Origin of the sequence: Serratia sp. K-E0102, from assembly GCF_029962625.1 — a bacterium.
GTDB lineage: Bacteria > Pseudomonadota > Gammaproteobacteria > Enterobacterales > Enterobacteriaceae > Serratia > Serratia sarumanii.
The window spans coordinates 2,187,550-2,210,092 of sequence record NZ_CP124754.1 but is presented as its reverse complement, the minus strand read 5'-3'; the positions used below and the strand labels follow the sequence as shown (position 1 = coordinate 2,210,092).

The 22,543-nt window shown below is 52.9% G+C and carries 27 protein-coding genes; 10 read left to right on the top strand and 17 right to left on the bottom strand.

What is annotated here, in order from left to right; genetic code table 11:
* Positions 1 to 113 precede the first annotated feature (113 nt).
* Positions 114 to 452: a hypothetical protein gene (locus tag SSARUM2_RS10675; RefSeq protein WP_154632689.1), complete on the bottom strand. Its 339-nt coding sequence runs from the start codon at positions 450 to 452 to the stop codon at positions 114 to 116.
* Between the two features lie 304 nt (positions 453 to 756).
* Between SSARUM2_RS10675 and SSARUM2_RS10670 the strand changes: the two genes are divergently transcribed.
* Positions 757 to 1,701, top strand: a complete 945-nt coding sequence (locus SSARUM2_RS10670) for a hypothetical protein (protein WP_060452905.1) — start codon at positions 757 to 759, stop codon at positions 1,699 to 1,701.
* Positions 1,702 to 1,722: 21 nt separating this feature from the next.
* Complete coding sequence (locus tag SSARUM2_RS10665) at positions 1,723 to 2,172, top strand: hypothetical protein (protein ID WP_060452904.1); 450 nt, start codon at positions 1,723 to 1,725, stop codon at positions 2,170 to 2,172.
* Positions 2,173 to 2,202: 30 nt separating this feature from the next.
* On the opposite strand, the gene SSARUM2_RS10660 is transcribed toward SSARUM2_RS10665, so the two are convergent.
* The 7 genes from SSARUM2_RS10660 to SSARUM2_RS10630 all read right to left on the bottom strand — a co-directional run bounded on the left by SSARUM2_RS10660 (position 2,203) and on the right by SSARUM2_RS10630 (position 5,600).
* Complete coding sequence (locus tag SSARUM2_RS10660) at positions 2,203 to 2,577, bottom strand: antiterminator Q family protein (RefSeq protein WP_060452903.1); 375 nt, start codon at positions 2,575 to 2,577, stop codon at positions 2,203 to 2,205.
* A 3-nt stretch (positions 2,578 to 2,580) separates the two neighbouring features.
* Complete coding sequence (locus tag SSARUM2_RS10655) at positions 2,581 to 2,769, bottom strand: hypothetical protein (RefSeq protein ID WP_060452902.1); 189 nt, start codon at positions 2,767 to 2,769, stop codon at positions 2,581 to 2,583.
* Positions 2,766 to 3,740 carry a DUF968 domain-containing protein gene (locus tag SSARUM2_RS10650; RefSeq protein WP_060452901.1) on the bottom strand — a complete coding sequence of 325 codons (975 nt, stop codon included), beginning with the start codon at positions 3,738 to 3,740 and terminating at the stop codon, positions 2,766 to 2,768. The genes SSARUM2_RS10655 and SSARUM2_RS10650 overlap by 4 nt, the downstream gene beginning before the upstream one ends.
* The gene (locus tag SSARUM2_RS10645; protein ID WP_154635240.1) at positions 3,737 to 4,759 is read right to left on the bottom strand and encodes a helix-turn-helix domain-containing protein; all 1,023 of its coding nucleotides are present in this window, start codon (positions 4,757 to 4,759) and stop codon (positions 3,737 to 3,739) included. The genes SSARUM2_RS10650 and SSARUM2_RS10645 overlap by 4 nt, the downstream gene beginning before the upstream one ends.
* Positions 4,756 to 4,938 carry a DUF4222 domain-containing protein gene (locus SSARUM2_RS10640; protein WP_060452900.1) on the bottom strand — a complete coding sequence of 61 codons (183 nt, stop codon included), beginning with the start codon at positions 4,936 to 4,938 and terminating at the stop codon, positions 4,756 to 4,758. The genes SSARUM2_RS10645 and SSARUM2_RS10640 overlap by 4 nt, the downstream gene beginning before the upstream one ends.
* Positions 4,939 to 5,071: 133 nt before the next feature.
* Positions 5,072 to 5,362: a CII family transcriptional regulator gene (locus SSARUM2_RS10635; protein WP_041033759.1), complete on the bottom strand. Its 291-nt coding sequence runs from the start codon at positions 5,360 to 5,362 to the stop codon at positions 5,072 to 5,074.
* 25 nt (positions 5,363 to 5,387) lie between these two features.
* A complete protein-coding gene (locus SSARUM2_RS10630; protein ID WP_041033757.1) occupies positions 5,388 to 5,600 on the bottom strand; it encodes a helix-turn-helix domain-containing protein in 213 nt (70 codons plus the stop codon).
* Between the two features lie 41 nt (positions 5,601 to 5,641).
* Between SSARUM2_RS10630 and SSARUM2_RS10625 the strand changes: the two genes are divergently transcribed.
* The 5 genes from SSARUM2_RS10625 (at position 5,642) to SSARUM2_RS10605 (ending at position 8,997) form a co-directional block, all read left to right on the top strand.
* Positions 5,642 to 6,304, top strand: coding sequence for a helix-turn-helix domain-containing protein (locus SSARUM2_RS10625; protein WP_080437567.1), 663 nt, complete (start codon positions 5,642 to 5,644; stop codon positions 6,302 to 6,304).
* 506 nt (positions 6,305 to 6,810) lie between these two features.
* Entirely contained in the window at positions 6,811 to 6,969 is a 159-nt protein-coding gene (locus tag SSARUM2_RS10620) for a DUF1391 family protein (RefSeq protein ID WP_154635239.1), read from the top strand.
* A 14-nt stretch (positions 6,970 to 6,983) separates the two neighbouring features.
* Positions 6,984 to 7,427 carry a hypothetical protein gene (locus SSARUM2_RS10615; RefSeq protein ID WP_060452899.1) on the top strand — a complete coding sequence of 148 codons (444 nt, stop codon included), beginning with the start codon at positions 6,984 to 6,986 and terminating at the stop codon, positions 7,425 to 7,427.
* 610 nt (positions 7,428 to 8,037) lie between these two features.
* Positions 8,038 to 8,181, top strand: coding sequence for a hypothetical protein (locus SSARUM2_RS10610; protein ID WP_154582428.1), 144 nt, complete (start codon positions 8,038 to 8,040; stop codon positions 8,179 to 8,181).
* A gap of 3 nt (positions 8,182 to 8,184) precedes the next feature.
* Entirely contained in the window at positions 8,185 to 8,997 is an 813-nt protein-coding gene (locus SSARUM2_RS10605) for a chromosome partitioning protein ParB (RefSeq protein ID WP_060452897.1), read from the top strand.
* A gap of 206 nt (positions 8,998 to 9,203) precedes the next feature.
* Here SSARUM2_RS10605 and SSARUM2_RS10600 read toward each other — a convergent pair whose 3' ends face one another.
* Positions 9,204 to 9,794 carry a hypothetical protein gene (locus tag SSARUM2_RS10600; RefSeq protein WP_060452896.1) on the bottom strand — a complete coding sequence of 197 codons (591 nt, stop codon included), beginning with the start codon at positions 9,792 to 9,794 and terminating at the stop codon, positions 9,204 to 9,206.
* 252 nt (positions 9,795 to 10,046) lie between these two features.
* Between SSARUM2_RS10600 and SSARUM2_RS10595 the strand changes: the two genes are divergently transcribed.
* Together SSARUM2_RS10595 and SSARUM2_RS10590 are read left to right on the top strand one after the other, a co-directional pair.
* Positions 10,047 to 10,703, top strand: a complete 657-nt coding sequence (locus SSARUM2_RS10595; protein WP_154635237.1) for a hypothetical protein — start codon at positions 10,047 to 10,049, stop codon at positions 10,701 to 10,703.
* A 290-nt stretch (positions 10,704 to 10,993) separates the two neighbouring features.
* Complete coding sequence (locus SSARUM2_RS10590) at positions 10,994 to 11,242, top strand: hypothetical protein (protein ID WP_071532844.1); 249 nt, start codon at positions 10,994 to 10,996, stop codon at positions 11,240 to 11,242.
* On the opposite strand, the gene SSARUM2_RS10585 is transcribed toward SSARUM2_RS10590, so the two are convergent.
* From SSARUM2_RS10585 to SSARUM2_RS10575, 3 genes are all read right to left on the bottom strand, one after another.
* Positions 11,206 to 12,408: a site-specific integrase gene (locus SSARUM2_RS10585; protein ID WP_060452894.1), complete on the bottom strand. Its 1,203-nt coding sequence runs from the start codon at positions 12,406 to 12,408 to the stop codon at positions 11,206 to 11,208. The two genes, SSARUM2_RS10590 and SSARUM2_RS10585, sit on opposite strands and share 37 nt — an antisense overlap.
* Before the next feature lie 346 nt (positions 12,409 to 12,754).
* Entirely contained in the window at positions 12,755 to 13,378 is a 624-nt protein-coding gene (locus SSARUM2_RS10580) for a hypothetical protein (protein WP_049234254.1), read from the bottom strand.
* 239 nt (positions 13,379 to 13,617) lie between these two features.
* On the bottom strand, positions 13,618 to 14,667 hold the full coding sequence (locus SSARUM2_RS10575; RefSeq protein ID WP_039566428.1) for a hypothetical protein: 1,050 nt from the start codon (positions 14,665 to 14,667) through the stop codon (positions 13,618 to 13,620).
* Positions 14,668 to 15,049: 382 nt separating this feature from the next.
* On the opposite strand from SSARUM2_RS10575, the gene SSARUM2_RS10570 reads away from it, so the two are divergent.
* Positions 15,050 to 15,739, top strand: a complete 690-nt coding sequence (locus SSARUM2_RS10570; RefSeq protein WP_033653915.1) for a MarC family NAAT transporter — start codon at positions 15,050 to 15,052, stop codon at positions 15,737 to 15,739.
* 36 nt (positions 15,740 to 15,775) lie between these two features.
* On the opposite strand, the gene SSARUM2_RS10565 is transcribed toward SSARUM2_RS10570, so the two are convergent.
* The 5 genes from SSARUM2_RS10565 to SSARUM2_RS10545 form a co-directional block, all read right to left on the bottom strand.
* Positions 15,776 to 16,909, bottom strand: a complete 1,134-nt coding sequence (locus SSARUM2_RS10565; protein WP_033646319.1) for an ABC transporter substrate-binding protein — start codon at positions 16,907 to 16,909, stop codon at positions 15,776 to 15,778.
* A 150-nt stretch (positions 16,910 to 17,059) separates the two neighbouring features.
* Positions 17,060 to 18,343, bottom strand: a complete 1,284-nt coding sequence (locus SSARUM2_RS10560) for a serine/threonine protein kinase (RefSeq protein WP_033638320.1) — start codon at positions 18,341 to 18,343, stop codon at positions 17,060 to 17,062.
* A 257-nt stretch (positions 18,344 to 18,600) separates the two neighbouring features.
* A complete protein-coding gene (locus SSARUM2_RS10555; protein ID WP_033638319.1) occupies positions 18,601 to 19,938 on the bottom strand; it encodes a cytochrome c in 1,338 nt (445 codons plus the stop codon).
* Between the two features lie 12 nt (positions 19,939 to 19,950).
* Positions 19,951 to 21,732 carry a GMC family oxidoreductase gene (locus SSARUM2_RS10550; protein ID WP_060452893.1) on the bottom strand — a complete coding sequence of 594 codons (1,782 nt, stop codon included), beginning with the start codon at positions 21,730 to 21,732 and terminating at the stop codon, positions 19,951 to 19,953.
* Between the two features lie 2 nt (positions 21,733 to 21,734).
* The gene (locus tag SSARUM2_RS10545) at positions 21,735 to 22,460 is read right to left on the bottom strand and encodes a gluconate 2-dehydrogenase subunit 3 family protein (RefSeq protein WP_033646320.1); all 726 of its coding nucleotides are present in this window, start codon (positions 22,458 to 22,460) and stop codon (positions 21,735 to 21,737) included.
* Positions 22,461 to 22,543 lie beyond the last annotated feature (83 nt).

The following is a 22,543-nucleotide window of genomic DNA, read 5'->3' as shown; positions in this document are numbered from 1 at the left end:
AGCCACCAGCCGTAAACGCTGCCGGTATGAGGGGTGCCGTGTGTGTCGTCCGTTGGCTGGGGCTGAAATGTAAAAAAGGCCACCCTAAGGTAGCCTTTGAAATTTTGTGGTTCTTACTCCGCACCGATCATAACAGTGATGCATTTTGGAGTCTGGCCACCATCATTTGTAGTAGCAATAGCTTGGATGGATGCAGCCTCATTCGGCTGAATGTACCCATTCCAACTAGTAGTACCAGAATCACCTACTGATGGGCCGCCTGGGAAAATAAAGCCTGCTGCTCCAGCTTCAGCCACATTAACGCCATTAAACAAAACTTTATGGCTTGCGCGCGACTTACCGCCTTTAGCCACAGCCAGAAGCAATGGGACAGCAATACGACGACGATATGGCGCAGGTGGAATGTTGAAAGTGTAACCGTTGTCCAGATAGTGAATTTCAGCAGCTTGCATGAGCATATCTCCTTGAAAAGTAATTGAAATCGCCATCAATTTGGCGATATCTAGACTTTACATTGAGACTAAAACTCTGGGTAATCATTGGGGTTGTGTCAGTCTTAGGACAACATTGCCGATTCCTTGTCCACTGCTGAATAGCAAAAACCCCGCAGCTGCGAGGTTTTGAAAGTTGATAAGCTACGTCACTGCGTAACCACTCTTATCACGCTACAACACATTTTGCGGACCGCGTTAATGATTTTTTCTGCTTTTCATAGTATTTTTGAACAAATATTTCGAATCTTTCAATGGATAGAAGATGAGTGTTGATACAAGCAAGAAGACTAGGCGTATCCGGGTTGGTTTTTTTACCGGCAACGGTAGCAAAAAAGACGGCACATCTATCGCCAGGCTGGCGTTTCAACAAATAACAACGCCTGACACATTATTATACCCTGTTGCTCATACTGCGGAGACCCAAAACCGCGGATTAAAGCTCGTTATAAGCGCAAAAGACACGCTCCAGAAAAGCTATTTTGGTTATATCTCGTGGAGAAGGGACTGCCTTTTACCATTCATTGAAGATGGCGAAACCGGTAGTGAGAGAACTATCCCGCTAAATGAGAAAGACTCAGTAGTTGAGAGAACGTATTTTATCTACTACTACGAGACGGATCTCTTGGTAATGACGCTAAACCATCTTGGGCCCAAGGTCGGTGACTTGGCTTTTCTGCTCTACAACAAGACCGGAATGAAGAATATTTCATTCGAGGCGATCTGGAAGCAGGAAAGCATGAAAAAGCTTTTGGAAGATGGAAATGTGCTTAGAAGTTTCGATTTGACAGTGGCAGCGCCGCGGAACTTCAATAAAGCCAATTACAACTTTGAACATGATCTTACAAAAGACATTGTTGACATGGTTGTTGGCCTTGGGGGCTCACATTTAAGGTTGACGATGCGTGGCCGTATTAGACCTAAAAAAGCTGGTTTCAACTATTTGAAATCCTCCGTAACAGATGCACTTAAAGAACTCATAGAGAAGTTTCCCAAAGGCTCAAATGGTTTACAAATAAAAAAAATTGACGTTACGGAACCGTCGAACACCGACCCAAAAAGCTTGTTGGACCAAGTGCTGGTTGGTACAAAAAACATAATCGTGAACAGTGGTTACCCATCTGATTCTGATATCAGAACAGCGATGATTTCTGCTAAAATCGAGAATTCAACCTACCTGGCTCAGTATGAGCTAGCCACTAAACCTTAATCAACGTAGAAGGAGGCCGCTATGAGAGACATCTTTGCTCTTCTTTGGAAGGTTTTTCTCCTTTTGCTTGTTACTTACACAGCTACTAAGCTCTTTAAACCAATGAAGCACCCAGATGTGCTTACAATTGCAGGGGTTTTATCCACAATTTCAGGCATCCTATTCGGGTTTGTGCTTGCTGCCATTTCGATTTTTAGCAGCGCCGACAGTGACAAAGAAGGAGCGATCAATGCCCTTAAAAGGAATCGGATTCTACCTGCAATTATCAAAAGGCTGCTATCGACAGGGTTCACGCTTATAGTTGCTTGCATGTTTCCCTTAATAGCTATGTTCTTACCTGAAGATACAATGATTTTTAATCAACCTATTGATTACTTGTTCATTTTGCTTGGGCTATCATCCCTTTTGATTTCGCTATGCACCTTTGGAAGATGCTGGTATACATTGCGGAACATTTTCCCTCATTTATAGAAAAGGCCCTCTTTTTAGAGGGCTGATTCTTTATGAGACCTCAGGATCCATTTCAAGAGTAATATCAAGGGCTGCCAAGCAACCTTCTACAAAGTTTTCCCCCATTTGTATCGCTATCCGAATCAACTTTTCATCCTTCTTGTGTACCCTAGCTATGGACCGTTTTGGCATATTGAATACGTAATGCATGATAATCAACGCATACTCATCTGGCTTCCTAGCTTTCAGTCTTGCCATGCAGCCGTCAATAATTAATCCATCATCATCACAGCAGGAAAGCCGCGATTGTCCGGTTTGGGGAAGCAGCCCCTTGAAGCCAGCAGCTATAGGCGAGTAGTCAACACCACTGCTATCACCCGAAGCCCAACCGCCCCATCGCTCTAAAACTAGCTGGATGTCTCTCATATACTAACCCTCCACGGCTTCCTGAAGTTGCTGGCGAATTTTTTGTAATAGCTTGCTGGCTTGGCGGTGAATTTTTTCCGAATGCTTGTCAGCGGTTGAGAGCAGCGAAAGCTGCTCGTTCAGATTGGCAGTGTTCAGCAGCGCATCGCAGACGTTCCGGTATTGCTGGCGTGTTATGGTCACCTCTTTCATGCGATCGCCCCGATGCCGAAGGAGAAGTCCAGGAACTCAAACAGCAGCTCAACCTGGCTACCATGTTCCGCTTCCCACGCCGCTACATCCTCGTGCAATGCGTCGTGGCATTTACGGCACAGCGGGATAGTGAAGAAGTCGTGCGCCTTTGTTCCCATGCCGCCCTGCCCGTGGCCGATGATGTGGTGAGGGTCGTCTGAGCGAGCACCGCAACCGCAGCAGGGGCGAGTCTTAACCCAGCGGGTATATTTGCTGTCTTCGGCACGGGTTTTCTTCGGACGCAGCACAAAGGCGCCAGGGACTTCAGGATCAACCTTGAAACACTTCTGGGCCTGCTTGGAAATAATCGCAGTGGCCGCCGGCGTGCAGTCCATTTCGGACTCCTTGCGGGTGCCGGTGATCACCTTTGGCTCAGGTAAGTCGGTGACGGTGCGCGCAACGTCATCGGGGATCAGGTCGAATACACCGGACAGCATGGCCCACAGCATCAGCTCAGGGATTGTCAGCTGTCCTTCTGACTTCAGGCGGTGTTTTGCTGTTGCCACCACCCAGCGCACAGTGTTGCGGGCTGCGATTTTTTCCAGCTTCGGCGATACACCCAGGCTTTTTTTGTAACAGCCTGGACAGATGCGAACGGCCGAATTACCAACACGCTCTGTGTCCAGAATTGTCTCAGGCAGTTCGTGCTTGCTGTACTGACATTTCGTGAATTGAGTCGCCCAGGCTTCAATCGCATTAACGCCGCCGCAAGCGTTGATGACGCGCTCATCTGTGAAAAAAACCTGTAGCCGTGGGTCGTTGGCGATCTCATGCTCAACGGCCGGCAGGATACCTTCTGGCGCGTCTTTGAATTCTTTCGGCAGCGTGGAAACCATCACGCGGCCCGTCATGTGAAACGCCAGCTTTTCGTCAACCGGGATCAGGGCAATACCCAGATCACGCTGTACAGCTGCTTTGACTATCGCTCTCATGCCTGAACTCCTGACATAGCGTAAGCTCTGGTTAAAATTGGGCGCCACTGCTGGCGCGCTTTGCTTTCGTCAACGTTTCCAAATCCGTTCTTGCGTACCTGCTGCTGCGCGCGTCTCTCAGCGTCATTTTCTGGCATCGCAGCATCACGGATCAGGCGATCGAAAGCCTCATCGAAATCAATCTCCGGCGCGTCACCGGCCACCAGCTCTTGGCGCTGCTGTTCGACTGCTTCGGCCATAGCGGCTTTGTGGCTACGCTGACGATCCCAGGCTTTGGCGGCTGCAAGATACCCACCGAACCGGACGGCATCAAAAATCATCTTGGCGCTGAGCATGTGGCCCATCTTCGGATCGCCCAGCAGCAGACTTGCGCGGTGTTCAGCCACCAGCTTCAGTTCGGCGGCGCTGTTACCGTCCGCCAGGCGCTCGGTAATCTCACGCAACGTGTCGGCACGCTTTGGCGTCCTGCCATTGATTTTTTCATTCAGAAAATCGAGAACTTCCCCAGCCTCAGCCGATGGGTAATCTGCTACCGCATCACCTTGGGGGGCTTTGGGGGGATTTTCTTTTGGTTCAATGACTGGTTCAAAAGAGTGACTGGTTCTGGTGCCATCTGCTGGCATAGGGGGTGTGCTTTCTGACGGCACACCCTGTGTCACCTGCTGGCACACCCCTGTGCTTTTTGACGGCATAGGGCTATGCTTTTTGACGGCACAGGGGGCTATGCTTTCTGACGGCACAGGGTTATCCAGTGTCAGATAGTAGAGATTCGAGGTATTACCCTTGCCATTATTCACGCCCAGGCGGTTCTCTTTGGTGAGTAAACCCATCTTAATCAATGCCTCAATGTGCGCCCGCACAGCGCTCTTACTGCACTCACAGTGGTCAGCGACATGCTGATATGACGGCCAGCATTCGCCCTTGTCGTTCGCGTTATCAGCTATCTTGATCAGCACCAACTTGCGCAGTGGGTTGCCCACTTTGATGCTCATAGCCTGCGCCATCAGGATCATGCTCATACATCCACCCGCTTAAATTTCTCTTTGAACCTTTCAAGGGGTTGCATGCACTCATGCGGATAACCCTCTCGCGTGAAAATGACCTGGCGCTCAACGCGATCCCAGCGGATGACGTGAACCTGCACGCCCCGCCAGTCCGTGTAATACCGATCGAGCTCAGTGCTTTGCGAGCCGGACATTTTTCAACCCTTGACGAGATGCCGACATATCGATAACAATCAGGCTGTTCATTGCAGAACTTCCAGTTAGAAAAGTGATTGCCGACCAGCTGCAACTGCTCGGCTTTCTTCTTGCCCCAGGCCATAAAGCCCCCTATTCCGTCTTTGGTTCCCGGATGTGCTCCAGCATCGCCATTAACCCGCGCGCCAGCTCTGCGGTTTCCTCGCCCCTGAACGTCAGCATGGTTTCCGAACGCTTAAAGCCCGTAGCGGCCAGCAGCAGGCTCGCTTTCTCCACCAACCCACCTTTGCTCTGCCAGCGACTCACCTGCGATTTATCAACGCCGATCGCCCCGGCCAGGCTTGTCACTCCGATTGCTGCAATGCGGCTCATGATGTCGCTCTGAATCGCCTGAGCTTCGTTGCGTGTTGTTGCGGTTTGCATCTGTAATAATCTTCCTTGTTAAAAATCAGTTTGTTGTAATCAGATCCGACAGGTCTGGACGAATCTCTACGGCCTTAACCTTTCCGCCAGTAGCGTTTTCGATGCGCTTAACGTAAAGGGCGTCAATGCCGCCACCATGCAGCCAGCGCCAAACTGTCGGTTGGGCGACACCACACAATGAGGCGAGCTTCTGCTGGCTACCGACGATGCTTACAGCTTTTTGAATAGCTTTGTTCATCTCTTAATCCTTAAACGTATTATTCAAGGATGATAATAGCAATGCGTATTACCAATTTCAATAGCAATTCGAATTTGACGCTTAATACGCGTGGCTATAAATTTGCTGGCATGAAAACAACACTTGCAGAACGTCTTAACATGGCGATGGCCAAACGCAACAACATGACTCAAGCAGCTCTTGCTGAGGCATCAGGCGTTGCTCAGCCGACCATCTGGCGATTAACTAAAGGAAAAGCAAAAACTTCGGGACGGCTCGTCGATATTGCTAATGCCCTTGGTGTGAATGTTGACTGGCTGGCTAATGGCGTTGGTGAAATGGAGGGTGAATCACCTCCTATGACAACTCGCATTGAAAAATACAGCCAGATCCCTGTATGGGATGAAAGCGGGGCTACTGATGACTTTGTGATTTCGCCGAAAGGAAAAGCTGAACCATCATGGAAAGCCTTCATTCTTAAAAGAAATAGCGGATGCGCTGAGGCGCCAGCCGGTTCCATTGTTATTGCTGACTCGGCCTCTACGCCAGGATCCGGGGATTTAGTAGTAGCAAAAGTGAATAACTCAGTTTCTGCTTATCGCTTTGTTGATGGTGGGTCACATGGATACTTATCCGTTGACGATGCCAGGGTTCCATTGATTGAACTAGCGCCGGATTCATTGATCGGTGTTGTAGTTTTACTGCTACGCGACTTCAGAATGTAACCGCCCAAACCCTGCCCTGGCAGGGTTTCTTTTTCGTACACTCCCGCCGCACGCCGCACTAACATCTCAATCATATGAAACCCCGGGTGTAAAAAAACACTCAAAAATACTGTTTATATATACAGTTATTTTCAAACTTTAATCCTTTCTCAAGAATTTGCAAAGCGTTAATCCCTGCCAGAAATCACACAACAGACCTTATCCAAACCCCATAGCGCAAATTTTTACCAACTAAATTTACTTTCAAAACAGATGATTATATCAATTGCTATTGAGTTAATTCTAATACTAATTGCTATTAAAAATACCAATGGCTATTATCAACTCCATCGACAGCAACAACGTCACCGGCAGGAAGCCACACAAGTAAGACGCCCAGGGGTGAGCGATGCAATCACTCCCCGGCCCCGAGAGGGATCGACCGGAGACGTTCTTTAGGGAAAGAGTGGATTTACCCTGCCGCTGCCAGTGTGGGGCGGCAGGCATAAAACCACTGAGGATTAGCGATGAACACTACTCACGATATGAGCAACAACGAAACAGTAAAGACCGGCGTTTTCCCGAACGGCGGCGGCACTTTTACCGCGATGACGTTCACCAAGAGCCGAGATTTTAAAACTACAGCAGGCGCGCAACGCTGGTTTGCTCGTCAGATGGCCGACTAACAGCAGAGGGTTTCATGATGGCAGCTAAAACCAAATACTTCGCAATCGACGCAACCGGCCAGCGCCACGAGCGCACGACCGCGCGCACCTATAGCCATATGGTTGTAGTGCTACACAACCTTGAGAAAAACAGAAAGAACGCGGCCTCAAAAGAAGCCAAGGCAAGTCACGGGCGCAACTATGATTACCACGCGCGAGAGGCTGGCCCAAACCCTCAATTCAGCAACACGCCGAGCCAGCTGGAAGAACACCGCAGAATCGCTGATATGGGGCGCGATCACTACATCGAAATCTGCGTTCTTGCAGAAATAGAGCGAATCAACAAATCCGGCGAAGGTGAGTATGCTGACCAGTGGCGCGACTTCGGTTGGTGTGGCCGTCTGGACTTGGCTAAGAAGCTGGCCGCCAAGTGGGCGCACTACGGCAAGGTTGAGATTCTGGAAGCCCAGGCCGAATAATCGCACCGCGTCCTACGGGGCGCACTGAGGCAATCATGACATTCAATCAAATCGTCTGGCTTGGCGTGTTTGTCTTATGCGCTGCCTGCTGGGCTGGTGTCGGTTTTTATTTCGCCGGTTAACGCCGGCGTCTCACTTATCTGGTGGCGTATCGTTTCGGTTCACCTTTTAACCTACACAGTATAAAGCCCCGGTTCGATGCGCCACCAGGTGCGTGAGAAATCACAAGCCTGCTCAGTACCACTTCCCTTGTCACATCCTTTGCCCCGCTCGCCGGGGCTCTTTTTTTCACATCACCAAAGGCGCTGCCCTGCTCCAGTGTGCTGGAACCGTAGGGAAACCGAGCGCGTGCATCAACTCAGGCAGCGCCTTTGCCCATGTGAATTTCATTGAGAGGACATGTTATGCAAACCACTACCCAACGCTGTGAGCACTGCGGCCAGACGCGCGACGTAGAGAAAAAAGCAGTGAGCATTCAGCGCTACGAAGACGGCAGATATAAGGCCGTGAGGATCCTCGTCTGCTCCGACACCTGCGCGCCGGTTTACGTCGTCCGCCAGAACATTAGAACACTGCAGCGCCGCCTGCACACTCAGCAGCGGAGGCCAACATGGTAAGCCTCAACGCCCGTATTCAGCACAAGTACGACCTGACCGGGGGCGATTTCGCACCTAAGCGCCACCACGGCAAACACCTTTTCTACCTTCTCATTTTTACCCTGTGCCTGCTGACTGCCGGCGCGGTCTGGAGTTAATGCATGGCGAACTCATTCAAGCAAATGAAGAACAACGGAACGCTGAAGCGCACAGACTCCGGGATGTTCATCAAACTGGATGATATTCACGTTCAGGAAGGTTTCAACAAGCGCGTAGACGATGAGCGCACACAGGCCGCTGATGATGACCTGTTCAATCACCTGTCATCAGGAAAGCCGGTTCCTCCGCTTGAGGTTCGACCACGCGATGAAGGCGGCGTTTGGATTGTTGAGGGCCACCGCCGGCACCGCGCCTATTTGCGTTGCCGTGACGCGGGAAAGCCCGTTGAGTGGATAGCCATTCTGCCTTTCACTGGTAGCGACGTGGAGCGCATAGCGCGCATCATGAACAGCAATAGCCAGCTGGCGCTTATCCCATACGAGCAATCGCAGGTGGTAAAAGAGCTCGCAGGCTTCAACCTATCACCAGATGAGATCGCCGCGCTGGTCGGAAAAAGCCGCGCCACAGTCGATAAGCTGCTTGCCCTCACCCAGGCAAATCACGATGTTCAGACGCTGGTCAAAGATGGCGCCGTTGCAGTTGATGCCGCTGTTGAGCGTGTAAAAGAGCATGGCGAGCAAGCTGGCAAGGTGCTGGCTGGCGACGTCGAAAAAGCCAAAGCCGCGGGCAAGAAGAAGGTAACAAAATCCTTTATCGCACCCAAATTTAGTGCGCCAAAGTCACGCAAGCTCGTCACGCTCATGGCTCAGGCCGAAGTCCGCGAAATCGACGGCAAAACTGCCTACATCCTTCCCGCCGGCACTCAGCTTGATGTGCTCGCCATTCTCGATGAGTACCGTTCTACAGGCAGTTAAGAGGAAGTAATGCTTCAATGTTATCCTACCTGATTATTCAGTGACGACGGTTCATGTTGAGACGCTTTACCACGTAACGAAGCTCAGTTGTACTTTAATTTGTACGAATATTAGGCGAAGACTATTGCCCTCCGTGAATGATACAGTCTTAGACAAGATACTAAGTCAAACCAAGATTACATAGAATCTGCAAGATACCAATGGCGTTAATGACTTGGCTCCACTGAATCTTCTTCATTTAACTCGGCTATAAGCTCCCCTACACTTTTAATAATTATATCCTCATGAAAACTTGGCTTAATAACAATTTGTATATCATCATTAATTTGCACTTGCGATTCAATAATCGTTCTAATGTGTTCAACAATGAGCCCCATTGAATTATTTATACAAAGAAAAACTCCCAATTGATATTTATAACTACCTATCATCTCTGTAAGTTTCAGCAGATCGTCAACCAACGCCTCGTACGAAAGCCTTACAACTTTAACCTCCATGGTTGCAATTTGATGATTAAAATCACCAGGAGAATGTAAAATAAAATCCGGCATTCTCCGCATTCTCAAAGGCCACACTTCTAAATGCTCTGCTTTTTCGCTATTTAGAACAACCTTTACTGGTTCAGAATGCAAAAACACTTCATCAAGGGAGCCAGGTTCATTTTCTTCATGCATGTGCATTTTTGCACGCATAAGATGATATAACTCATAGCAGTAAACACGCTCGGAGTGACCAAAGTACCCCTCTCCCACACGTTCAACCGACCATAACAACCAGTCTATAAAATTATTTTTCACACTCTCCTCCTTAAAAAGACCAACTTTCACCTCAATATTATAACCATAAAAACAAAACAAACCCACACAAACAACGATCAAGCAAATAGAACAAAACAACAAATTAGCGCACTAATAACAAACAAATAAAATCATTCGCAGAAATATAATCTCAAAGAGTGACAAAATAAAAAACAACGTAATAATTTGACTTCGCATACTAAAAATGGAAAATATAAAATTTTGTTAATCAAAATAGACTTGGATAGCATTATGATTTCAATGTTTGAAAGTGAGTTACTAAATAGAATATCAGCTGAACTAAAAGCAAAGGCAACCTTTACACCCCACAACAATAACATTGTTTCAAGAGGGATATGTGAAGCGATTAAACTGCTCGAAGGACTTGATGTTTCAAATGAAGCAAAAGCAATGAAGCATAAAGAAAGAGAACTTAAAGGCTGTTTAAAAGGCTACTTCCATATACATGTAGGAGAAGAACACCTCACCAGAGCATACAATAACATATCGAAAGATAAAACGAGCTTGGGCAAGAATCCAAGTGCAAATGAAGTCATTGATAAAGCCACAAACGCAATTCTCACAAAATACGCAAAGCATAACGGCATTACAAGTGAAAAAAAAGACAGCCCCTCACTAACAAACGCCATATTAGCAAGTGATAAAGTTAAAAAAAACAACATAGGGAGCGTACTAAATGAAATTAGCAATTTAATCACGAAAGAGGTAAACAATATTTTCAGCAAACCTAATAGCGTTACTGGAGACTGGTTAATCTACTGGAAGGATGCAAGAGGCTTAAACTATTACATAGAGCATACCACACATATTGACCCGGGAAACATTCAAATGCAAATAAATACAAAGAGAAAACTTGATAAAATTCGCGACAAGATTATAAAAAAATAATTTAGAGCGCACCACACATCTTCTAATGTAAAGAACACAGTTTTCACCAGCATCTTAATCACACCCTGAATATCTCGGAAAGCTATTTAGGGTTAGAATTTTTCAATCAATAAATTTCAATTTATTAAGTAAGAGTTTTAGCAAAGCACTACATACCTTTCTATATCCCCCCCTTTTTCCGCCCTATCATCATGAAGCATTTCGCACAGGTCGAACTGCTCGGCATTTCTTTGCCGCGATTCAACTACACGATCGGCATGCTGAATGGGCGTTTTACAGAGAGATAAGCCATGACTAAGAGCAACCTGCCAATTCAGCCAGTATTGATCACCCGCGAAGGTATACAGCAGCAGTTGGGCGGTATATCACGAACCACCTTTTGGCGCAGGAAAAAGCAGTGGGAAAAGGCTGGTACACCGTTCCCGAAACCAGCTCCTGGCACCAATCCAATCCATGGCGGCGAGCAGTATAGATATTGCGACGTTATACGATTTTTCCGCGCTCAAGGCCTCATTGATGAAACGCAGGACGCCACATGAGCGGCCCAAATATCCAGCGCATTTTGCTGCTCTTTGAGATATGAATGCTGGTCATATACCGCCAGAACTCCACCGAGTTTATGCCCCAGCACCTTTTCGGATACGTGGGGCTCAATCCCTAATTCGCTCATTTTAGTTTTTGCAGTGCGGCGTAGATCATGCATTGCCCAGTCATGAACTCCCATCTCATTCCTAAGCTGTTCCGCCATGTTCAATAGAACACCTGCTGACATAGGGCGATCGCCCTGCACAATCGCCGGCGGGAACAATTGCGATATGTTCGGGTATAGCGACATAGCCTCCTCAATTAGCTTTGCGGCGTCCCCTGATAGTCCTCTCACAAACGGCTGGCGCGTTTTTGAATTTTCCGCAGGAACGCGCCACGTTCTGTTTTTCACATCAAACTCACCCTTCTTTGCCTTCCTTAGCTCAACTCCACGACATCCTGTAAGCAGCAACAATTTAATGAAGATCTTGTTCTGGTGAACAATCCGAGAACCTTCAAGAGCCAACCAAAAAGCTCCTATCTCATCATCGCTGAAATACCGTTTAACCACGCCGACAGGTTTTCCAACATCGCTAATTCGCAATGCGGCGATCGGATTAACGCGAATCTTCTCCGTTCTCAAGCAATACGAAAACACCTGCTTTAGCTTTGAAAGCATGATACCAGCAAAGGTTTCCGCCCCATTCGTTCTCATCCTTTTGAAAACTGGCTGCCAGTGAGATATCTGCATTTCATCCACAATCATATCGCCGACATATGGGATTACATGCCGCTCAAATGCCCTCTCCCAATACTGCAATTTCACAAGGCGCTGAGCCTGAGCGCTGGCAGTCCAATAAGATAGACAGTCTTTCACAGAGGCTGCGCCAGCGATCTCCTCCAGCGTCATGGATTTCACTGTGATGGGGTCTTTCCCTTCGGCTAAGACGCGCTTGGCCTCTTGAACCATATCGCGCGCTTCTTTGAGCGAAATTTCGTCGTAATTTCCAAGCGTCATGCGGCGTGCCTTACCTGCGTACCGGTATCGATACTGGAAGACAATCAGCCCAAGTGGGGTTATACGGATAGACAGGCCGCCGCCGTCAGGCATCTCGATCAGTTTTGGGATGGGTTTTCCATTAAGCTTGCGGAGTTTGGCATCGGTGAGCACTGTGTACATCTCCAATTATGTACACAGGTATGTACACAATTTTAGTGGCTTGGATTGAAATCACATGAAACGGATTGAATCACTAGCCAAGGGCTTTTTCAAGCACCACAGTGAGTTGATGGGGGAATTTGAAACAGAATGGAATCACGTGAACTGCCGAGCATTGCTTACACGACAGATCACATGCAGTACGAAAATTGGATTTTGGGTTTGGTCAGCCAGGTTTCAGATCTCGCCCACAATTGCCAGATTGAAACCTCACTGGGTATACAGAATGGAACGCATACCTTCTCAGCCACATTCGGCTAAGCGAATAGTATCACTAAAATTGTTCCGGATAAATAAAGCGCCGCCCTCACGCTTTCGCGTCAGCCGGCGCAAAAACGGTTTTCATGTAGCTGAGGGTGGCCAGCAGGCACAGGCCGTAGCCCAGCAGTTCGCAGCCCTCTTCCACCATGTTTTTCACCACCCGGTTGTAGCCGTCCAGCATCAGCGTTTGCCACAGCGCGCTCATGCCGAACAGGCGTGAAAACACCAGAATGCACAGCAGGCCGGCGCACATCATGCCGTAGGCGGGATGCGTCACGAAATAGGCCAGGCCGCGCACCGTCGCCGCGATGTGCCGCGCTGCATGCACCAGGCAGGCCAAGGCGACCGCCAGCGCGAACCACACCCAGGCGCCGTGCCACAGCGCATCGAAGGCGAAATCCATCTCGCGGATCAGCATGCAGAGAAAGAAACCGCCGACCAGCATCCAGGCGGAGCGGCGTTCAGCCTGCCGCCGGGCCACGGCGAAGAAACCGCCGGAGATGGCGAGCAGCAACAGCTCCTGCGCCGCTTCGGTCAGCGAGGTTTCATGCACGAAATTATGCAGCCAGTGTACGTCGATAAATACCAGGCCGACCAAGGCCGCCAAAAAAGCGCAGTAGAGCAGAAAGGCAACGGCTTTCCCCAGCAAAATATGCAGTTCTTGTTTCATAATCACACTCATTATTATTTACAGCGCATCTATGTTATCCACCTGTCCCCAGGGATCGTGGCAATTGATGCCTAATACCCTACACAGCGATTAAGGTGGTCATTAATCACGCCGCAAACAATAAAAACCCCGGCACATGGCCGGGGTAGGCGCCAGTCTTTCCTGGCTGTCATTTCATCGTCGTCGGTATTTCAGGCTCTCATCCCCATATCATCGAGACGCGCAAACGAGCCTGGAGATTACGCCTGCGGAGATGATACGGTTACACGTCGGGCATTGGTGTTAACGCCCCACAAGCCTGCCAATGCACTGACCACTGCGCCAATCAACAACGCAAAGAATGACCACAGGGCAGCCCGAGACAATTCGTCCGCAGCCGCGGCAGCCTGTTCGCGCGCCTTCTGTTTCAGCTCAGCATACTCCTGTTTTGCCTGATTGATTTTTGCTTCGGCTTCATCCAAGCGCTGATTAACCAGCTGCGCAGTTTTATTTTTGGCGTCGACCAAATTCTTCACCGTCTGGTCCACTTCCTGCGGCGTCATATTGGTATTTTCAACCAGAGCTTTTTTCAGTGTGTCTTGATCCACATCTTGCGAGATGGCCTCACCATGTTTTTTAAGCTTGTCGACCAGTTGCTTAATAATCGCATCGCTATTGTCAGGCTGAAGTGCCAGGGCTTTTACTGCGTCTGCCAAATCAGTCTTGGCCGCATTCAACTGTTGCTGCATGAATTCAGGCTGCAATGACGGAATACCACTTTTTTTGAGCGCCGTAACCACATCACCATGCAGCTGTTCAGGTTCCAACGTGGTGTCGATACCCAACTTGTCAAACACCTTACCGCCCACGTCTGCCAACCCGGTTGCCCCTTTGCCAATCGCGGAACCGGCGCCGGAAAGCAAACTGCCAGAGGTCGAAGCGATAGCACCCAGCGCATTACCGGTGGCCTTCACTGCAGACCCGACCAGCATTCCACCCAACACCGCCGCCACAATCAGTGACGTAGCCCATACCAGGAAGCCATGAATAAGGCCGTCATTAGCAGCCAAACGTCCGGCAATAAAAGCGCCGGCAGCCAAGCTAATGATGATTGAAACAGCGGACCAAATCACTACGGTGGTACCGGCTCCGTTGATCGGATCGTCTGATGTCGGATCCACGATGGAAAATCCCAAACTGGTGCCCAACGTCGACAGCAACAGTGAAACAGCCAATACGGTGATCACACCACCGATGACGCTGCCCCAGGAGATTTTTTTCGCCGCTACCCATTCTTTTGCCACTTCCATAGTAAAACTCCTTTTAAGCTTTTCGATTATGAAGAAATGCCACAAAGCCTTACCAGTATAGAAGTGTTTAATCTCTTAAGCGGTTAAACGGTAAAAACAGTTAAAAATAATTAATAATATGTACCCAGTATTAGCGACGTTGTATGGGCGGGTGCATTTTGGCTAGCGTTCGGTGCCGCGGGCGATTGCGGTCAATGAAGCGCCACTGGGGTGCGAGGATGGACCGGAGCTCACCGGCGAGTGCAACGGCAGTGATAAAACGCCGGCCGACGGTTAATGAACGTTACGAGCTGTCCCCATTGCCGCCAGGCGCACGGCAGGCTAGGCTGTTCAGCTCATGGGCCGCCGCGTGGCGGCTTGAACGTTGCACAGGGAGTTTTTTATGACGGGTATTTTGCAGTTATTCCAGGCCATCGGACTGGGTTTGGTGCTGCTGTTGCCGCTGGCCAACCCGCTGACCACGGTGGCGTTGCTGCTCGGGTTGTCCGGCAATATGACGCGCGAAGAGCGTAATCAGCAGTCGCTGATGGCCTCGGTTTATGTGTTCTGCATCATGACGGTGGCGTTTTACGCCGGGCAGGTGGTGATGAACACCTTCGGCATTTCGATCCCCGGCCTGCGCATCGCCGGCGGCCTGATCGTCGCCTTCATCGGTTTCCGCATGTTGTTCCCGCAACAAAGCGCCGATGAGGCGCCGGAGGTGGAGAGCAAGTCGCACGAGCTGCGCCATAAGACCTCGGCCAACATCGCCTTCGTGCCGCTCGCCATGCCGAGCACCGCCGGGCCGGGCACCATCGCGATGATCATCAGCTCAGCGTCGAGCGTCAAAGATAACACGCTGGGTTTTGAACCCTGGGTGCTGGCGGTGGCGCCGGTCGCCATCTTCCTGACGGTCGCGGTGATCCTGTGGGGCTGCCTGCTCAGTTCCGGCGCCATCATGCGCTTGGTGGGGAAAAGCGGCATCGAGGCGATCTCGCGCCTGATGGGCTTCCTGCTGGTGTGCATGGGCGTGCAGTTCATCATCAACGGCGTGCTGGAGATCATCTCCACCTATACGCCGGCCGCCGCTTAAAGATCAAAAACGGGCGCGTCGTCGCGCCCGTTGCCGTTATTTCCCCGTCGGCGCCTGCGCGCCCAAAATGCCCTTGCCTTCCGGCACTTCGGTAAAGCGGCTGAGGATCTCGCTGTAGGTCTTGGCCGGATCCAGATCCGGGAACTGCGCCGGATAGATAAACTTCGCCAGATACTCCAACCCGACAATGTTGTACGGATGGTTGTAGAAGTTATGGTAGATGCCGTAGAACCGCCCTTCTTTCACCGCCGACACCTGCGCGAAGCCCGGGCGCTGTTTCATGCGATTGAAAGCCTCATCCACCTGCTGCTGCGTGACGCCATAGCCGAACGGCACCGCGGCGTTGGTCTTGCTGGCCCACTGCGAGCCGGAAACGATGTAGGCATCCGGTTTCATGGCGATCACCTTTTCCAGCGCCACGTCGCCGGTCGCGCCCGGCAACAGCGCAGAGCCGATATTGCGCGCGCCGACCGCTTCCACCAACGCGCCCCAGCCGACGTGCGCATGGGTGAAGCAGCAGGACTCCAGCCCGTTCAGGCCGGCCTTGGCTTCAAAGAACACCAGCGGCTTGGGTTCCACCGCCTGCGTCTTGGCCAGAATGGCCTGATAATGCTGCTGATAATAATCGGTATATTGCTTGGCTTCACTTTCCCGGTTGAGGGTTTCCCCCAGCAGCGTCACGCTTTTCGGCGTGTTTTCCACCGGCTTGAGCATGGTGTCGATAAACAGCACCGGCACGTTCAGCGCCTTGAGCTTATCCAGCACGCCGGTTTGGCTCAGCGAAGGTTTGGAACGCAGCTGGGCGATCATCAGATCGGGCCGCTTGGCGATCACGCTCTCCAGATTCACTTCACCTTTGTCGCTGAATCCCATATCGATGATGTTTTTCGCCGCCGGCCATTTGCTCTGCAAGATATCCCAGGTCGCCGCGTCGCTTTTCTTCAGCAGGTTATTCCAGGCCACCAGCCGGCCGAACGGGTTGGCGCGATCGAGCAGCGCCAGCGTGAGAATGTCGCGCCCGTCCTGCACCACGATACGTTTCGGTTCTTGCTGGAGGGTGAGGGTCTGGCCGGAGGTGTCGGTCAGGGTCAGCGGATAGGTGGTGGCCATCGCCGGAGAGGCGAGTAAGGCGGCGCAAATCAGCGCCGGCAACGTGATTCGACGGTGCACGAAAGACTCCTTAGTCATGAACGCAATCAGGAAATACTAATGAGAATGGCTTGCATTATCAAAGATAACGCCCGGCAACCCGGCGATTAATTGCAAAGGGATGTGTAACGCAGGATTGAGAGGCGCGCCGAAGGCGGCGCGCCCAGGGGATCACACCAGGCCGTAAATCAGCGCCGACAGCGCGATCAGGCCCATCACCAGCACGAAGACGTTGCTCGCCGCGCGGTATTTGCGCATCGCCGGCACCGCGCGCACCGCGTACATCGGCAGGATAAACAGGATAGCCGCAATCAGCGGGCCGCTGATGGTTTCGATGATGTGCAGCGCGCTGGGGTTCCACACCGTCGCCGCCCAGGTGAGCAGGAACAGCGAAACCGCCGAGATGCGGTGCGTCATGCGCGAGCTGAGCGGTTTGCCGACCGCGCGCGTGACGCCGTCGATCAGGCTGGTCGCCCCCTCCGTGACCCCCAGCGAGGTGCCGAGATAGGATTTCGCCATTGCCAGCATCGCCATCACCGGGCCGAGATAGGCGATCAGCGGGTTGGAAAACTTGTTGGCCAGGGTGGTCAGCACCGTGATGTTCTGATCTTTCGCCTGCTGCATGTCTTCATGGGACAAACTCAGCACGCAGCTGAACACGAAGAACAGCACGGTGACGCAGATCAGCACATAGCTGTAGCGCATGATGCGCGCGCAGCGGCGTTCCGCCTTATCGCCATACAGGCTCTTCTGGGTCGAGGCGAAGGAAGAGATGATCGGCGCATGGCTGAAGGAAAACACCATCACCGGCACCGCCAGCCACAGCGAATGCCACAGCCCCGGCGTGTCGAAGCGGGTGGCGGCCAGGCCGTGAACGAAATTGGCGGTATTCCAGCTCGGCATCAGGTACAGCGAAATGCCCATCAGGAACACCAACAGCGGGAACACCAGCATGCCCATCGCCGCCACGATGCTGTCTTTGCCGCGCAGCAGCACCAGATTGAGCACCACCACCACCGCCAGGCTTAGCCAGATGCGCGGCAGCGGCGCCACGTGGAACTGGTGGATCAGGAAGCTGTCCAGCGCATTGGTGATCGAAATGCTGTACACCAGCACGATCGGGAAGAACGCCATCAGATACAGCATCATGATGATTTTGCCGGCCAGTACGCCGAAGTGTTCGACCACCACATCGTGAATATTGCCGTCGCGGCTGGAGCCGGAAAGCACGAAGCGGCTGAGCGCGCGGTGCGGCAAATAGGTCAGCGGGAAAGCGAACAGCGCCATCAACAGCAGCACCAGCGGGCCGTTCAGGCCGGCGTTGATCGGCAAGAACAGCGTGCCGGCGCCCACCGCGGTGGCATAGAGACCGAACATCCAGACGGTGTCGGTTTTGTTCCATTTGGCGGGCTGAGCGGCCGTCAGCGTGCCTGAATCGGGAGAAATCGTACTCATGAGACAGTCTACCTTAATCTGCGGCGCCAACGATTGCGCCTAACGGGATATCCTTCTCCGCGAATTTTTTAATAATAATCAGTGAATTAAAGCGATATTTCATACTTGCGCCTGATGAAAGGACGGCAAAGGATAATGAAAAATCCGTTGCGGGTCTATGTTTTATCGGCCGAACGAACGATTTACGAACAGGAAATGCTGAAAAAACCGGCGCACCCAGTAAAAACTAAGGGCCCCTTGCGGAGCCCTTAAACGGTTTACTTCTTCGCGTCCGGATGGTCCGGCACCTCGGCGCTGCCCATCTCCTTCTCGTCGCGGATCATCGAGCGGTCTTTACGCACGTCGGCCACGTCGGAGGCGCTCACCGGTTTGGCGCTGTTGCCCCAGCTGGTGCGGATGAAGTTCACCACGTCCGCCACCTGCTGATCGTTCAGACGCCAGCCGAACGGCGGCATGGTGATGTTGGACACCGCCCCCTGCACCGCCGGCGTGGTGTTGCCGGTCAGCACGATGTGGATCAGCGAGGTCGCGTCCTCGGTCTGCACCACCGGATTGCCCTTCAGCGATGGGAAGGCGCGCTTGTAACCCACCCCGTCGGTGCGGTGGCAGGCCGCGCAGTTATCGACATACAGCGCCGCGCCGGGCTTGCTGTCGTCGCCGCGCCACAGATCCTTGGCCACGCTGTCTTCGACCGGCGCCGCCTGCTGCTTGCCGTCTTTCGGCGGCAGCGATTTCAGGTAGCGTGCGATAGCGGTCAGATCGTCATCGCTCAGGTATTGCAGGCTGTGCTCCACCACGTCGCTCATGCCGCCGAATACGATCGCCTTGTCGTTACGGCCGGTTTTCAGGAACTCGGTCAGCTCGGCTTCGCTCCAGCTGCCCAGGCCGTCCTTGTTATCACCGCGCAGGCTGGAAGCCACCCAGCCGTCGATCGGCGCGTTGCTGCCGGACAGGTAATCGTCGCTTTCGCTGTTGCTCAGCGCTTTTTCCTGCATGGTGATGCTGCGCGGGGTATGGCAGGCGCCGCAGTGGCCCAGGCCTTCCACCAGGTAGCGGCCGCGCTCGATGATCGGATCGGCCTTGGCGTCGGCGACGAAGTCCGCCGGCGATGGCGCGAACATGCCGCGCCAAATGCTCAGCGGCCAGCGCATCGACAGCGGCCACGGGATGTCGGAATCCTTGTTGGCCTGCTCCACCGGCTGCACGCCGTGCATGAAATAGGCATACATGGCGCGCATGTCGTCTTCTTTCACCAGCGCGAACGACGGGTACGGCATCGCCGGATACAGGGTGCTGCCGTTTTTGGCTACGCCCTTACGCACCGCGTTGTCGAAATCCTCGAAGCTGTAATCGCCGATGCCGGTTTTCTTGTCCGGCGTGATGTTGGTGGAGTAGATGGTGCCGATCGGCGTCTCCATCGCCAGGCCGCCGGCGAAGGTTTTGCCGCTCTTGCCGTCGGTGTGGCAGGCCACGCAGTCGCCGGCGCGCGCCAGGTATTCACCGCGCTTGATCAGCTCGCTGCTGACGGTGGCGTCCTGCGCCCAAACGGAAAAACTCACTGCACTGAGAACCAGTGCCGGTACAAATGCTTTCATCGTTCGCCGTCCTTATGCCTGCACCAATGGGCCTGGGTTTTTCAGATACTGCTCGCGAATGGCGCGGGCAGACCAGTAAGCCAGCGCCGCCACGGTGCCGGTCGGGTTGTAGCCCAGCCCCTGCGGGAAGGCCGATGCGCCGATCGAGAACACGTTGTGCACGTCCCAGCTCTGCAGATAGCGGTTGACCGCGCTGGTCTTCGGATCTTCCCCCATCACCGCGCCGCCGTTCATGTGGGTAGTCTGGTAGCTGGTGGTGTCGAAGTGGCTGTTGGCGTTTTTCGGGCTGCCGGCGATCAGTTTCGGGTTCATCGCCTTGGCGATCGGCGCCATCTTGTCGTACATGAACTGCGCCATCTTGATGTCGTTCTCCTGCCAGTCGAACGTCATGCGCAGCAGCGGCTGGCCAAAGACGTTCTTGTAGTTGGGATCGAGATCCAGATAGTTGTTGCGGTACGACTGGTGCGCGCCGTGGGCGTCCATCGAAACGTGGTGAGTGTAAGCATCCGCCACCGCCGCTTTCCATTTGCTGCCCCAGGCCGGGGTGCCCGGAGGCGTCGGCAGACCGGAGATCGGCTTGGTGCCCGCCTGGTTGACCCAGAACGGCGAACCGCCGACGAAGCCTTCTTTGGCGTGGTCGAAGTTGTCGGCGTTGAAGTCGTCCACGCCCACGCCGTTGCCGCCGGCGCCGATAAACGGGTTGGTGAACACGTCTTTATCGAAGAACGCCTTGATGGTGGTCATGTTCTGGTAGGCGAAGTTACGCCCGACCACACCCTCGCCGGTCACCGGATCGTAAGGCTTGCCGATGCCGGACAGCAACATCAGGTGCACGTTGTGGAACTGGAACGCGCCCAGGATCACCAGATCGGCCGGCTGTTCAATCTCGCGCCCCTGCGCATCGACGTAGTTCACGCCGGTGGCGCGGGACTTGTCGTCGGTCAGGTTGACCTTCAGCACGTTGGCGTTGGTGCGCAGCTCGAAGCGTTTCTCCATGCGCAGCGCCGGCAAGATGTTGACGTTCGGCGAGGCCTTGGAATACATGTAGCAGGCGTAGCCGCTGCAGAAACCGCAGAAGTTGCACGGGCCCATCTGCGCGCCGTACGGGTTGGTGTAAGAATCCGAGGTGTTGGCGGACGGCAGGTTGTAAGGGTGGTAACCCACCTCCAGCGCCGCTTTCTCGAACAGTTGGGCGGAGTAGGTATTTTTCTGCGCCGGCAGCGGGAAATCGTCGGAGCGATCCGGCGCAAAGCGGTTGCCGCCCTTCTGCGCCACTTTCTGCCCTTTGATGGTCCAGGCGGTGCCGGAGGTGCCGAACACTTTCTCCGCCTTGTCGAATAACGGTTCCAGCTCGTCGTAGGTCACGCCGAAGTCCTGGATGGTCATGTCCTTCGGAATGAAGTTTTTGCCGTAGCGCTCTTCATAGTGGCTGCGCATGCGCAGTTCGATCGGATCGACGCGGAAATGCACGCCCGACCAGTGCAAACCGGCGCCGCCGACGCCGGTGCCCGGCAGGAACGCCGCCAGCTGGCGGTAAGGCACCGCGGTCTGGCTGCTGTTATGGCGAATGGTGACGGTGCTTTTCGACAGATCCTGGAACAGTTTGCGACGGATGTTATAGGTCAGCTCGTCGATCACCTGCGGATAAGACCCGTCCGGATAGGTATCGCGCATCGGGCCGCGCTCCAGCGCCACCACGTTGAGGCCGGCCTCGGTCAGCTCTTTGGCCATGATCGCGCCCACCCAGCCGAAGCCGACGATCACCGCGTCTACTTTTTTCATTACCGTTGCCATGCTTAGCCCCTCTCCCCACGAATCGAGACCGGCGGGAAGGGATAACGCTCCCCTCGCTCAACCCAGTCCATAAAATCGGCGCGCGCGCCCGGAAAATTAATCAGCTTCCAGCCCACCATGTCTTTGTTGCCGCCATGGATGGGATCGCTGAAGAAACCTTCGCGGGTGTTTTGCAGCAGATAGGAGAAGAACAGTTTCGACGGCAGCTGCGGGAACTCCGCCTCGCCGGACTCGAACTTTTGCAGCATGGCGTCTTGCTGCGCGCCATCCAGTTCGGCGAAGGCCTTGCCGGCGGTTTTCTTGCTGTAGGCGTCGGCGTCACTGATGCCGAGGTTGTAGATTTGCTTGGGCACCAGCGGCAGCTGATAGCCCATCTCCTTCGGCACATCGGGGTTGAACGGCCCCTGCATGTACCAGATGGCGCCGGTGGCGTACGGGGTATTCATCTGGCGATCGATAAACTCCGGCACGCCGGCTTCCAGTGCGCCTGGGCCGCGCTCGTCGGCCGGGATCAGGCGCGCCACGGCGGCCTTGATGAAGGCCCACTCTTCCGGGGTGAAAAAGGTCGGTTGGTAATCGTTCTGCGTTGAGGTGTTCGAGGCCGCGACCGCCGGTGTCGGTGCCGTCAGCGCGCCAACGCCGCTGCCACCAATTACCGCCGCAGGAATTAAGGTCATCGATTTCAACAAGAAATCGCGCCGCGAATTGTTGGTTTTATGATTCGACATGTCACATTCCATCCAAAGATAGTCACAACTATTTAACCGCAACCTTGCGATCGATACGGGTTTTTAAAATAATTTGTTACTTA